Raw genomic sequence first — 12624 nt, 5'->3', positions numbered from 1 at the left:
GCTACCGGTCCGGCAAGGCGTGTTCGACGATGGGGAGCCGCGCCTGCGGCTGCCGCTCGCCGCGCTTGGCCGACAGATAGACCTGCGCGGTCTTGTCGGCCACCGTATGCCAATCGAAGTCGGACGTGAGGCGTTCGCGGGCGGCCCGGGCGCGTTGTTGCGTGGCGCGCGGATCGTCGAGGACGGTGCGAATCGCCGCGGCCAGCCGGGTCACGTCGCGGGGCGGGCACGATACGCCGGTCCGACCGTCGATCACCGCCTCACCCAGACCGCCGATGTTCGACGTCACCAGGGGGGTGCCGGCCGCGGCCGCCTCGAGCGCAACGATGCCGAACGGCTCGTAGTGGCTGGGCAACACCGCGGCGTCGGCGCGATGCAGTACGGCCAACAGCTCCGCGTGCTCGAGGTGCCCGACGAACCGAATCGCCTTGAGCACCCGGTGTTTACGGGCTTGCTCGATGAGCCAGCCCTGCTGGGTGCCCTCGCCGGCGATGGTCAGCGTGGTGCCCGGGTGGGTGCGCCTGACCCGCGGGAGCGCGGCGATGACGTCGTGCACCCCCTTCTCGTACTCCAGCCGCCCCAGGTAAAGCAGTTCGGCCGGACCCGTGCGCGGCCGCCGCGCCGCGAACGGCCACCGCGCCGTCTCGATGCCGTTGCAGATCACGGTGATCTCGGCCAGCCCCGGACCGAACAGTTCGGTGATCTCGTCGGCCATCGACCCCGAACACGTGATCAGCGAATCGGATTCGCGCACCAGCCAGGACTCGACCGCGTGCACCTGACGGCTGAGCGCGCCGCTGACCCAGCCGGAATGCCGACCGGCCTCGGTCGCATGGATCGTGGAAACCATTGGCACGTCATAGAATTGGGCCAGCGCGATCGCCGGATGGGCCACCAGCCAGTCGTGGGCGTGCACGACGTCGGGCCGCCACGCGTGGCTGCTGCCCGGCTTCTTCAGGCTCAGCCCGGCGCGGACCATGGAATGCCCCATCGCAAGCGTCCAGGCCATCATGTCGGTGCCGAAGGTGAACTCGTGCGGATCCTGCGCGGCCGCGATCACCCGAACACCCTCGCTGATCTGGTCGGACGACGGATGGCTGCGGGGATCGGTCCCGGTGGGTCGGCGTGACAGCACCACGACGTCGTGACCTGCGGCCGCCAGCGCGGTGGACAGGTGATGGACGTGCCGGCCGAGCCCGCCCACGACCACCGGCGGGTACTCCCACGACACCATCAGGATCTTCACGTTGTGGTCCACCTCATCGGGGCAACCTGCGGGCGTCGAGGGCGCCGAAGAGTCCGTCGGCGCGGTTCCACCCCTCCGCCAGGCGCTGCGCGGTGTCGCGCCGCCCGGACGCCAGCGCCCCCGCGATCTCCCGGGTGGCGTGCGCGTGCAGGTGGGCGCGGTAGCGGGCGTAGTCGGCGGCCGAATCCTTGCTCACCATGAACGGCCAGTCGCTGGAGACCGTCAGCAACGTTTCGCGCAGGATCTGGTCCGCGACGTGGTCGCGGGGGATGGGCCCGTCCAGCGTCGCGGTTTCCGACAGCGCCTTGTCGACGGTGCTCAGCGCGGTGTCGACCACTTCGTTGTTGAGCTGCACCAGGTCGGCGACCTGGTCGCCGGCCCACACCTGCCAGTCCTTGCCCGAACCCCACGAGCTGGGCGGCAGGGCGACCGGGTTACCGACGAAGCCGTCGGCGATCGCGTCGGTCAGGGTGCCCACCCGCACGCCGGCCTCGGGCAGGGCGCGCAGCACCCGCTCCAACCAGGTCGGGCCCTCGTACCACCAATGGCCGAACAGCTCGGTGTCGAAGGCGGCGATCACATGCGCGGGCCGCCCGATGCGCGCGGACTCGCTCGTCAGGCGGTTGCGGACCGTCTCGACGAAGTCGGCGACGTGAATGTCGACGGCGTGGTCGGCCCGCGCGGGGTCGTAGGGCGCCTTGCCTTCCGAGGGCACGTTGCGGCCGGTGACCCTGGCCGGCTTGAGCCCGGTGAGGTGGTCATAGGTGTGGAAATCGCGATAGGCGGCGTGCCCGGGGTAGCCGGACTTCGGCGACCACACCCGGTAGCTGACCTGCAGGTCGCGGCCGAACGCCACCACGTCGGTGTCGCCGACGGGCCGGCCCAGCGCGGTGTCGCCGTGCAGCGACGGGCCGTCGACCATGAAGTGCGTGACCCCGGCGGCGGCGTAGTCGTGTTCGAGCCCGGGCGCGTACGCGCATTCGGGCGCCCAGATGCCGGTGGGGGTGTGCGCCAGCCGCTGCCCGGCGTCGGCCAGCCCCTCGCGCAGGGCGAACTCGCGCAGCCGGGGGGCCAGCAGCGGTTGGAACGGGTGGGCCAGCGGCCCACCGAGCAGCTCCACCGTGCCGGCGTCGAGCAGCCCGCGCAGCGGCGGGCTGCCGCCGTGCCGCCACAGGGTGGCGAAGTCCTCAAGGGCGTTATCGGCCTCCGCCTCCTCGCGAATCCCCAAGGCGCGCAACGCCTCCGGTGTGCACGACTGATAACCGGCCGACTTCGATCGGGGAATCGACCGCACACTGGCCGCCTCGGCTGCGCGTAGCCGCCAGTTCGCCAGCCAATGATGCATGCCCCCAAGGCAATACGAGTCGTCGAGTTGCGCGTTCACCACCGGCGTGACGCCGAGCGTGATCAGTCGCCGGCGGTCCTCGCCGGCCAGCGTGTTCAGCACGCGCATCAGCGGCAGGTAGGCCGCCGCCCAGGATTGATACAGCCATTCCTCACCGACCGGCCAGCGGCCGTGGTGGGCCAGCCACGGGAGGTGGGTGTGCAAAACCAGGGTGAAGAGGCCGGGGACCCGGTCTTGCGATGAGTTCACGGCGCTACCGCGATCGCGATCAGGTCGAGGCTGTCGTCGATGTGCCGGCCGGTCGCCGCGCCGGATCCGCTTTCTACGAGTTCGAAGTCGTCGGTGGTGACCGCGGCGACGTCCGCCGCCAGGTCGGGTGGCCACGGCGCGTCGGTTACCGCGCGCGCGATCTGCGCGTCGATGATCGAACCGCCGTGCCGGGCGTCCATCTCCTGCAGCCGCGGACCGTGGAACAGGCCGCTGATCGAAACGTCCGAAAAACCGCCGGCGACGAGCAGCTCAGCCATCTCGTCGGCGTTGAGTTCGCGGGTGTGGAACGGGTTGATCGGGGTGTCGCGCCCGGGCGAGAAGGTGATCCGGTTGGGCGTCGACATCATCAGCAGCCCCGACGGTCGCAGCACCCGCGCGCACTCGGCGACGAATTGTGTTTGGTCCCACAGATGCTCGATCACCTGGAAGTTGACCACAATGTCCACCGACGAATCGGGCAGCGGGAGCCGCGCGAGGTTCGCCTGCATGACGTCCACCCGGGGGTAGCGGGCGCGGACGTGGGCCACGGCGGACTCGTCGTAGTCCACGGCGATGACGCGGCGGGCGACGCCGGCGATCAGGTCGGCGCCGTATCCCTCGCCGCAGCCCGCCTCGAGCACCTCGCGGCCCACGCAGCGCTCGGCAAGCCGCTGGTAGACGACCTCGTGGCGCCGAAACCAGTAGTTTTCGATGTCCAAACCCGGGATGGTGCGCTCGCCCGTCAGCATCATCACCGCGTCGCCCACCGACGCGGTGACGCCGGGGGAGTGCGGGGGAAGGTCAGGTACCGGTGCGCTCATTGCATAGGCAGGCTAACGCGAAGTGTCGGATTCGCGAACCACGGAAGTGGGTAACCCCGCGCGCGCAGGGGGAGGCGGGCCGCAAGAACCTGCAGCACTACCAGCTATGGTGTGAAGGCATACCGCACAAAGTTACCGGGTAGTAACACGGCTGTGCGTTGCGAAAAACGCGTACCGAGGTCTCGCAGTCGAGCGCTGCGGACCCCTTCGAGGAGGACGAACCACACTCATGACGAACATCGTGGTCCTGATTAAGCAGGTCCCAGACACTTGGTCAGAGCGCAAGCTGACAGACGGCGATTACACGCTGGACCGCGAGGCCGCCGACGCGGTGCTGGACGAGATCAACGAGCGCGCGGTAGAAGAGGCCCTGCAGATCCGGGAGAAGGAAGCCGCCGACGGCGTCGAGGGGTCGGTGACCGTGCTGACCGCGGGTCCCGAGCGCGCCACCGAAGCGATCCGCAAGGCCCTGTCGATGGGCGCCGACAAGGCCGTCCACCTCAAGGACGACGGTCTGCACGGCTCCGACGTGGTGCAGACCGGGTGGGCCCTGGCCCGCGCGCTGGGCACCATCGAGGGCACCGAGCTGGTGATCGCCGGTAACGAGGCCACCGACGGCACCGGCGGGGCGGTCCCGGCCATCATCGCCGAGTACCTGGGCCTGCCTCAGCTCACCCACGTGCGCAAGCTCTCCCTCGAGGGCGACAAGGTGACCGGCGAGCGCGAGACCGACGACGGCGTCTTCAACCTCGAGGCCACGCTGCCCGCGGTCGTCAGCGTCACCGAGAAGATCAACGAGCCGCGCTTCCCGTCGTTCAAGGGCATCATGGCCGCCAAGAAGAAAGAGGTCACGGTGCTGACCTTGGCCGAGATCGGGGTCGAAAGCGACGAGGTCGGGCTGGCCAACGCCGGATCCACCGTGCTGTCGTCGACGCCGAAGCCGCCGAAGACCGCGGGTGAGAAGGTCACCGACGAGGGCGAGGGCGGCAACCAGGTCGCTCAGTACCTGGTCGCCCAGAAGATCATCTAGTCGAGCACCCCATCGAAGACCATTCCTGAGACGAGAAGAGCGATATAACCATGGCTGAAGTATTGGTGCTCGTGGAGCACGCCGAAGGTGCGCTGAAGAAGGTCACCTCCGAATTGATCACCGCCGCCCGCGCGCTGGGCGAGCCCTCCGCCGTCGTGGTCGGGGCGCCGGGGACGGCCGCCCCGCTGGCCGATGGGCTGAAGGAGGCCGGCGCCGCCAAGATCTACGTCGCCGAGTCCGACGACGTGGACAAGTACCTGATCACCCCGGTGGTCGACGTGCTCGCCGCGCTGGCCGAGTCGAACGCGCCCGCGGCCGTGCTGCTGGCCGCCAACGCCGACGGCAAGGAAATCGCCGGCCGGCTCGCGGCCCGGATCGGTTCCGGTCTGCTGGTCGACGTGGTCGAGGTCAAGGAGGGCCCCAAGGCCGTCCACTCGATCTTCGGTGGCGCGTTCACCGTCGAGGCCCAGGCGAACGGCGACACCCCGGTGATCACCCTGCGCGCCGGCGCCGTCGACGCCGAGCCGTCCGCCGGAGCGGGCGAGCAGGTCACCGTCGAGGTCCCGGCCCCCGCCGAGAACGCCACCAAGATCACCGCCCGCGAGCCCGCGGTCGCCGGTGACCGCCCGGAGCTGTCCGAGGCCACCATCGTGGTCTCCGGCGGTCGCGGCGTGGGCAGCGCGGAGAACTTCAGCGTGGTCGAGGCCCTGGCCGACTCGCTCGGTGCGGCCGTCGGCGCGTCTCGTGCCGCCGTCGACTCCGGCTACTACCCGGGCCAGTTCCAGGTGGGCCAGACGGGTAAGACGGTCTCGCCGCAGCTCTACATCGCGCTGGGCATCTCCGGTGCGATCCAGCACCGCGCCGGGATGCAGACGTCCAAGACCATCGTCGCGGTCAACAAGGACGAAGAGGCACCCATCTTCGAGATCGCCGACTACGGCGTGGTGGGCGACCTGTTCAAGGTCGCCCCGCAGCTGACCGACGCGATCAAGGCACGCAAGGGCTGAGTTTCTCGGCCTCGAAGAGCCCCCGGCGCCGCGGCGCCGGGGGCTTTCTTCTGCGATCACGCCAGTCCGGTGCGTCACACCGGCCCCACAGTCCCCGGCCCAGGGGGATATGCACAAAGCTCCTCCCGCCTTCCAGTCATCCGAGTGACGGATGGGACGACGACGCCCCCGCGTCGTCGGTTGGCTCGGTCTCATTTCGTCATCTGACGTGCACCGACACGTCACAGCGCCGATGCCGACCCGCTCACCGGCTACGCCACGTTGTGTCTCATGAGCATCGCTTCTGTCCTCATCCCCGCCGACAAGCCCAGCGGCGCGTCGACCGCACCGCGCTACTCCCTGTTGCTGTCCACCGACCCCGGCCTGATCGAAGCGGCGCAGCGACTCCGGTATGACGTCTTCACCAGCACCCCGGGCTTCGCCCTGCCGCCGGACGGCGGGCACGGATCGGACCGGCGCGACGAGGACCGCTTCGACGAGTTCTGCGACCACCTGCTGGTCCGCGACGACAACACCGGCGAGCTGGTGGGCTGCTACCGCATGCTGGCACCGGCGGGCGCCATCGCGGCCGGCGGGCTGTACACCGCCACGGAATTCGACATCCGCGCGTTCGACCCGCTGCGGCCGTCCCTGGTCGAGATGGGGCGCGCCGTGGTGCGCGACGGGCACCGCAACGGCGGCGTGGTGCTGCTGATGTGGGCGGGCATCCTGGCCTACCTGGACCGCTACGGCTACGACCACGTCACCGGATGCGTGTCGGTGCCCATCGGCGGCGGGGCCGACGATCAACCGCCGGGCAGCCGGCTGCGCGGCGTCCGCGACGTCATCCTGGCCCGTCACGGCGCGCCGGCGGACTACCGGGTGCGGCCACACCGCCCCGTCGTCGTCGACGGGACCGCGCTCGATGACATCCCGGCGCCCGCGCGGCCCTCGGTTCCGGCGCTCCTGCGCGGCTACCTGCGGCTGGGCGCGAGGGTGTGCGGGGAGCCCGCGCACGACCCGGATTTCGGTGTCGGTGACTTCTGCGTGCTGCTGGGCAAACAGCACGCCGACACCCGATACCTGAAACGCCTCCGATCGGTGTCGGCCGCGGCGGAGATGGCGGGGAAATGACCGGCATTGCGCACTCCTGGCTACCACGCGCCTCGTGCGGCGCCGGCTGCGTGCGCGCCGGCGACGCGGTCGCCTGCCCGCCGCCGCTAGTGGCGCTGCGGGTCACGCTTCGCCTGCTGCTGGCGCTGCTGCTCGCGCCGGGGCTGCCGCTGCTGGCCCTGCCGCTGCCGGGCCGCACCCGCGTGCAGCGCATCTATTGCCGGCTGGTGCTGCGCTGTTTCGGTGTCCGGATTGCGGTGTCGGGCAACCCGATCCGCAATCTGCGCGGCGTGCTGGTGGTCAGCCCGCACATGTCGTGGCTTGACGTCTTCGCGATCGGCTCGGTGTTGCCCGGGTCGTTCGTCGCCCGCGCCGACATGTTCACCGGGCCGGCGACCGGGATCGTGGCCCGCATCTGCAAGGTCATCCCGATCGAGCGGTCCAGTTTGCGGCGGTTGCCCGGCGTGGTGGACGCCGCCGCCCACCGGCTGCGCGCCGGGCAGACGGTCGTCGCGTTTCCGGAGGGCACCACGTGGTGTGGCCGCGACTGCGGGGCGTTCTATCCGGCCATGTTCCAGGCCGCGATCGATGCCGGCCGGCCGGTGCAGCCCCTGCGGCTGACCTACCACCACATCGACGGCGGCCTCTCGACGGTGCCGGCCTTCGTCGGCGACGAGACCCTGCTGGGCTCGATCCGCCGGCTGCTCGCGCAGCGCCGCACGCTGGCGCGGGTGCACGTCGAGTCGCTGCAGCTCCCGGGGACCGATCGGCGCGCGCTGGCCGGCCGCTGCCAGTCGGCGGTGGGCGCCGGAACGGCCCGGGGCGCTGGTCACGGGCGCGTGCTGGTGGCCTGAGCCCACCGGTGGGCCGGTATCGTGGGTCGCGTCATGGTCTATTTGGATCACGCCGCCACCACCCCGATGCACCCCGCCGCCGTCGAGGCGATGACGGCTGTGCTGGGCACGGTGGGCAACGCCTCCTCGCTGCACACCAGCGGCCGGGCGGCGCGGCGGCGCATCGAGGAATCCCGTGAACTGATCGCCGACAAGCTGGGGGCGCGTCCCTCGGAGGTGATCTTCACCGCCGGCGGCACCGAGAGCGACAACCTGGCGGTCAAGGGCATCTACTGGGCCCGGCGCGACGCCGAGCCGCGGCACCGGCGCATCGTCACCAGCGAGGTCGAACACCACGCCGTGCTGGACTCGGTCAATTGGCTCGTCGAGCACGAGGGAGCCGAGGTGACGTGGCTGCCGACCGCGCCCGACGGCTCGGTGTCGGCGGCGGCGCTGCGCGAGGTGCTCACCCACCACGACGATGTCGCGCTGGTTTCGGTCATGTGGGCCAACAACGAGGTCGGCACCGTGCTGCCCGTCGCCGAACTCGCCGCCGTCGCAGCCGAATTCGGGGTGCCGATGCACAGCGACGCCATTCAGGCGGTGGGGCAGTTGCCCGTGGACTTCGCCGCCAGCGGGCTGTCGGCGATGAGCGTGACCGCGCACAAGTTCGGGGGCCCCGCGGCCGTGGGCGCGCTGCTGTTGCGCCGCGACGTCGCGTGCGTGCCGCTCGCACACGGCGGCGGCCAGGAGCGCGACATCCGTTCGGGGACGGCCGATGTGGCCGGTGCGGTCGGAATGGCCGCGGCGGCCCGGATCTCGATCGACGGGCTCGAGGTCAACAGCGCCCGGCTGCGGGCGCTGCGGGACCGGCTGGTCGACGGGGTGCTCGGCGGCATCGAGGACGTCAGCCTCAACGGTGCCCGTGACGCGGCGCGCCTTCCCGGCAACGCGCACTTCACGTTCCGCGGTTGCGAGGGCGATGCGCTGTTGATGCTCCTGGACGCCAACGGAATCGAGTGTTCGACCGGTTCGGCGTGCACCGCCGGTGTCGCGCAGCCCTCGCACGTGCTGATGGCCATGGGCGCCGACCCGACCAGCGCCCGCGGGTCGCTGCGACTCTCATTGGGGCACACCAGTGTTGACGCCGACGTCGACGCGGTGCTCCGGGTGCTGCCCGGGGCGGTGGAGCGGGCGCGTCGGGCGGCCCTGGCCGCGGCGGGGGCGTCCTAAGTGAGGGTGCTTGCAGCCATGAGCGGTGGCGTCGACTCGTCGGTCGCCGCGGCCCGGATGGTCGACGCCGGGCACGACGTGGTGGGCGTGCACCTGGCGCTGTCGTCCTCGCCCGGCACGCTGCGCAGCGGCTCGCGCGGGTGCTGCTCGAAGGAGGACGCCTCGGACGCGCGCCGGGTCGCCGACGTGCTCGGAATACCGTTCTACGTCTGGGATTTCGCGGAAAAATTCCAGGCAGACGTCATCGACGAATTCGTGTCGTCCTATGCCCGCGGCGAGACGCCCAACCCGTGCGTGGTGTGCAATCAGAAGATCAAGTTCTCGGCCCTGTCGGCGCGAGCGGTTGCGCTCGGGTTCGACACGGTGGCCACCGGCCACTACGCCCGGCTTTCCGGTGGGCGGCTGCGCCGCGCCGTGGACCACGACAAGGACCAGTCCTATGTGCTGGCCGTGCTGAGCGCCGAGCAGCTGCGCCACGCCGCGTTCCCGATCGGGGACACCCCCAAGTCACAGATTCGCGCCGAAGCCGCCCGCCGCGGCCTGGCCGTCGCCGAAAAGCCGGACAGTCACGACATCTGCTTCATCCCGTCGGGCGACACCCGAGCCTTTTTGGGCTCACGCATCGGGGTTCGCCGCGGCGCCGTGGTCAATGCGGACGGGACGGTGCTCGCCGAGCACGACGGCGTGCACGGCTTCACCATCGGGCAACGCAAGGGTCTCGGCATCGCCGGGCCCGGCCCCGACGGTCGCCCGCGCTACGTGACCGCGATCGACGCCGAGACCGCGACGGTGCGGGTGGGGGACGCGGCCGATCTCGAGGTGCGCGAATTGACCGGGCGGGCACCGGTATTCACCTCGGGTGTGACGCCGTCGGGGCCGATCGAGTGCGCGGTTCAGGTGCGCGCGCACGGTGAGACGGCCGACGCCGTGGCCGAACTCGTCGGCGGCGAACTCGTCGTGCGGTTGCGCGTCCCGCTGCGCGGTGTCGCGCCGGGCCAGACGCTGGTGCTGTACCGGCCCGACCCCGACGGGGACGAGGTGCTCGGCAGCGCCGTCATCGCCGCGACGTCGCGCTGATCGCGAACTAGCGCGGCACGTTCGCGGCGATGTTCGTCATCACGATGTCGGACACCGATTGCGCGAAGCCGCAGAACGTGACCTCCAGCATGGCCACCGACAGGATGCGGTAGTCGCGGCCGCAGCCACCGGGCCGCAGGTGCAGCGAGGTGCCGTCGGCGTTCCACTCGCCGACGTAGAGCTGGCCGCCCGAGCCGTTCGCGCAGTCCCCGACGGTGCCCACCAGGGCGTTGAAGGCGGTCCGCGCAGCGTCGGCGTCGCGATAGGCCGCCGCGCCCTCCGAGATCAACGCGCCGTCGGGCGGGTCCTGAAAGGTCGTCTTGTGAAACGCCTCGAGGTCGGTCCCGAAGGTCGCGGTCTCGTCGTAGATGAACCGGCACTCCCGCGGCGCGGTCTGGGCCAGGGCATCGATGTTCACCGGGCTGGTGCCGTCCATCGAGGGAATGATGGTCAGGTGCTCACCGGCGCCGGTGATCGCACGCATCCGCGACTGGTCCAGCAGGATCGTGTCGACATTGACGCCCGACACCACCCTGCGGTTGGTGTCGGGACCCGCGAGCGCCGCGCCGTCGGTCACCCGGGTGCACGACACCGCCATCAGCACCGCCCCGCACCACAGCGGTAGCCTCGCCCACTTCGTCCTCTGCGACACCGTTTTTGCACCCCTCTGCGGTTGAACCTACCCGCGGGGACCCTCGGCACACAGCCCCTGCCGACCGGCGGCCCGGGCGACGTCGAATACGGTTGGCCGGTGAGTGTTTTCGCGGGGCCCAGTGGCGTCGGTTCCTGGCCGGGCATCGCGGCGCGGGAGGCCGCCGCCGTGATCGTCGGCGAATTGGCGGGGGCGCTGCCGCACATCGTCGAACTGCCCGCCCGCGGGGTGGGCGCCGACCTGCTGGGCCGGGCCGGGGCGCTGCTGGTCGACGTCGCCATCGACACGGTGCCGCGCGGGTACCGCCTCGTCGCCCGTCCGGGCGCGGTCACCCGCCGCGCCATCAGCCTCCTCGACGAAGACATGGACGCGCTGGAAGAGGCCTGGGAGGCCGCCGGCCTGCGCAATGACGGCCGCGTGGTCAAGGTGCAGGCGCCGGGCCCCATCACGCTGGCCGCCGAGATCGAGCTGGCCAACGGGCACCGGGCGATCACCGACCCCGGCGCGCTGCGCGACCTCACGTCCTCGCTGGCCGAAGGCGTCGCCGCGCATCGCGCTCAGCTGTCGCGGCGCCTCGAGACGCCGGTGGTGGTCCAGTTCGACGAGCCGTCGCTGCCAAAAGCGTTGGGGGGCGCGTTGAGCGGGGTGACGGCGCTCAACCCGGTCGCGCCGCTCGACGAGGCGGTGGCCGGCGGCCTGCTCGACGCCTGCGCCGAGACCGTGGGCGGCGAGGTGACGCTGCACTGCTGTGCACCCGGCGTACCCTGGGACCTGTTGCAGCGCAGCGCATTCAGCGCGGTCTCGGTCGATCCGGGCGCCTTGAGCGCGGCGGATCTCGACGGCATCGCCGCGTTCGTCGAGTCCGACCGCGCCGTCGTGCTGGGCGTCGTCCCCGCTAGCGCCCCGGCGCGGCGGCTGTCGGCGGAGGAGGTCGCCGGTGGTGTGGTCGCGGTGACCGATCGCCTCGGCTTCGCCCGCTCGGCGTTGCGCGAACGCATCGGCGTCACCCCGGCCTGTGGTCTGGCCGGCGCCACCCCCGCATGGGCCCGCACCGCGATCGAGCTCGCCCGCAAGGCCGCCCAGATGTTCGCGGAGGATCCCGACGCCATCAAATAGGCAACCGAGGGGTTGCGCTTCATACCGCGCCGTGCTGAACTAATAGGCAACCAGGAGGTTGCATATGAAGATCGAGAAGCAGGTGGTGCTGCGCGCGCCGCTGGAGCGGGTGTGGCGGGCCATCAGCGACGCCGAGGAGTTCGGCCGCTGGTTCGGGGTGCGCTTCGACGGGCCGTTCGTCGCCGGGACATCGGTGACCGCGGCGATCAGCCCGACCACCGTCGACGGCGAGGTCGCCAAGCGCCAACAGTCGCACGCGGGCGTGACGAGCACCTGGCAGATCGTCGCCGTCGAGCCGCGGCGGCGGTTCGCCTACCGCTGGCATCCCTTCGCCATCGACCCGGAGGTCGACTATGAGGGCGAGCCGACCACGCTGGTCGAGTTCACCCTCGCCGAGCGGTCCGACGGCGTGCTGCTGACCATCACCGAATCCGGTTTCGAGGCCATTCCGGAGGCCCGCCGCGGCGCGTCGTTCGAGGCGAACGGCGAAGGCTGGGCGATCCAGACCACGCTGGTGCGCAAGTACATCGAGGGCGTCCGGGTATGAGCGGACGAGTCGCCGTCGGCGCCCCGATCTTCGGTGCGCTCGGTGACCCGAACCGGCTGCGCATCATCGTGCGGCTCTGCGATCAGGGCCCGAGCTCGACGTCGCAGGTCACCAGCGTCGTCCCGGTCACCCGGCAGGCGGCGAGCAAGCACCTGCAGCTGTTGGAGTCGGTGGGGCTGGTCACCAGCAGCCGGCGGGGACGCGAGCGCGTGTGGACGGTGCAGACCGGGCCGTTGGCGTCGGCCAGCGACTACCTCGACCAGTTGTCCCGCCGGTGGGATGCGGCCCTGGATCGGTTGCGGTCCTTCGTGGAAGACGGAGTGGAGGATTGAGTCGAGCGCGCCGGGTTTTGCGTCGGTGTCCTCGGATAGCCTGC

The 12624-nt window shown here is 71.0% G+C and carries 13 protein-coding genes; 9 read left to right on the top strand and 4 right to left on the bottom strand.

The annotated features are described in order from the left end of the window. Position 1 precedes the first annotated feature (1 nt). The 3 genes from W7U_RS14285 to W7U_RS14275 are packed head-to-tail and all read right to left on the bottom strand — an operon-like array spanning position 2 to position 3661. Positions 2-1246: a glycosyltransferase family 4 protein gene (locus tag W7U_RS14285; RefSeq protein ID WP_008259093.1), complete on the bottom strand. Its 1245-nt coding sequence runs from the start codon at positions 1244-1246 to the stop codon at positions 2-4. A 13-nt stretch (positions 1247-1259) separates the two neighbouring features. Next, the gene (locus W7U_RS14280; protein ID WP_008259091.1) at positions 1260-2840 is read right to left on the bottom strand and encodes a glycoside hydrolase family 57 protein; all 1581 of its coding nucleotides are present in this window, start codon (positions 2838-2840) and stop codon (positions 1260-1262) included. After that, positions 2837-3661 carry a class I SAM-dependent methyltransferase gene (locus W7U_RS14275; protein WP_020823256.1) on the bottom strand — a complete coding sequence of 275 codons (825 nt, stop codon included), beginning with the start codon at positions 3659-3661 and terminating at the stop codon, positions 2837-2839. The genes W7U_RS14280 and W7U_RS14275 overlap by 4 nt, the downstream gene beginning before the upstream one ends. 229 nt (positions 3662-3890) lie before the next feature. On the opposite strand from W7U_RS14275, the gene W7U_RS14270 reads away from it, so the two are divergent. The 6 genes from W7U_RS14270 (at position 3891) to mnmA (ending at position 9933) form a co-directional block, all read left to right on the top strand. Next, complete coding sequence (locus tag W7U_RS14270) at positions 3891-4691, top strand: electron transfer flavoprotein subunit beta/FixA family protein (protein ID WP_008259088.1); 801 nt, start codon at positions 3891-3893, stop codon at positions 4689-4691. A 50-nt stretch (positions 4692-4741) separates the two neighbouring features. Beyond that, complete coding sequence (locus W7U_RS14265; RefSeq protein WP_008259086.1) at positions 4742-5698, top strand: electron transfer flavoprotein subunit alpha/FixB family protein; 957 nt, start codon at positions 4742-4744, stop codon at positions 5696-5698. Between the two features lie 270 nt (positions 5699-5968). Then, a complete protein-coding gene (locus W7U_RS14260; protein ID WP_008259080.1) occupies positions 5969-6811 on the top strand; it encodes a GNAT family N-acyltransferase in 843 nt (280 codons plus the stop codon). Then, complete coding sequence (locus W7U_RS14255) at positions 6808-7644, top strand: lysophospholipid acyltransferase family protein (protein ID WP_008259078.1); 837 nt, start codon at positions 6808-6810, stop codon at positions 7642-7644. Before W7U_RS14260 ends, W7U_RS14255 begins: the two co-directional genes overlap by 4 nt. A gap of 33 nt (positions 7645-7677) precedes the next feature. Continuing rightward, positions 7678-8856, top strand: coding sequence for a cysteine desulfurase family protein (locus W7U_RS14250; RefSeq protein WP_008259071.1), 1179 nt, complete (start codon positions 7678-7680; stop codon positions 8854-8856). After that, complete coding sequence (gene mnmA, locus W7U_RS14245; RefSeq protein WP_008259069.1) at positions 8857-9933, top strand: tRNA 2-thiouridine(34) synthase MnmA; 1077 nt, start codon at positions 8857-8859, stop codon at positions 9931-9933. Positions 9934-9940: 7 nt separating this feature from the next. On the opposite strand, the gene W7U_RS14240 is transcribed toward mnmA, so the two are convergent. After that, a complete protein-coding gene (locus W7U_RS14240) occupies positions 9941-10531 on the bottom strand; it encodes a sensor domain-containing protein (protein ID WP_170320618.1) in 591 nt (196 codons plus the stop codon). 153 nt (positions 10532-10684) lie between these two features. Between W7U_RS14240 and W7U_RS14235 the strand changes: the two genes are divergently transcribed. The 3 genes from W7U_RS14235 to W7U_RS14225 all read left to right on the top strand — a co-directional run bounded on the left by W7U_RS14235 (position 10685) and on the right by W7U_RS14225 (position 12580). Next, positions 10685-11701, top strand: coding sequence for a methionine synthase vitamin-B12 independent (locus W7U_RS14235; RefSeq protein WP_008259065.1), 1017 nt, complete (start codon positions 10685-10687; stop codon positions 11699-11701). Positions 11702-11765: 64 nt separating this feature from the next. After that, positions 11766-12248, top strand: a complete 483-nt coding sequence (locus W7U_RS14230; RefSeq protein ID WP_008259062.1) for an SRPBCC family protein — start codon at positions 11766-11768, stop codon at positions 12246-12248. Beyond that, a complete protein-coding gene (locus tag W7U_RS14225; RefSeq protein WP_008259061.1) occupies positions 12245-12580 on the top strand; it encodes a metalloregulator ArsR/SmtB family transcription factor in 336 nt (111 codons plus the stop codon). Before W7U_RS14230 ends, W7U_RS14225 begins: the two co-directional genes overlap by 4 nt. The last annotated feature ends 44 nt before the right edge of the window (positions 12581-12624 follow it).

This window comes from Mycobacterium sp. H4Y, from assembly GCF_000364405.1.
In the GTDB taxonomy this organism is placed as follows: domain Bacteria; phylum Actinomycetota; class Actinomycetes; order Mycobacteriales; family Mycobacteriaceae; genus Mycobacterium; species Mycobacterium intracellulare.
This window is presented reverse-complemented; position numbering and strand designations above follow the sequence as displayed.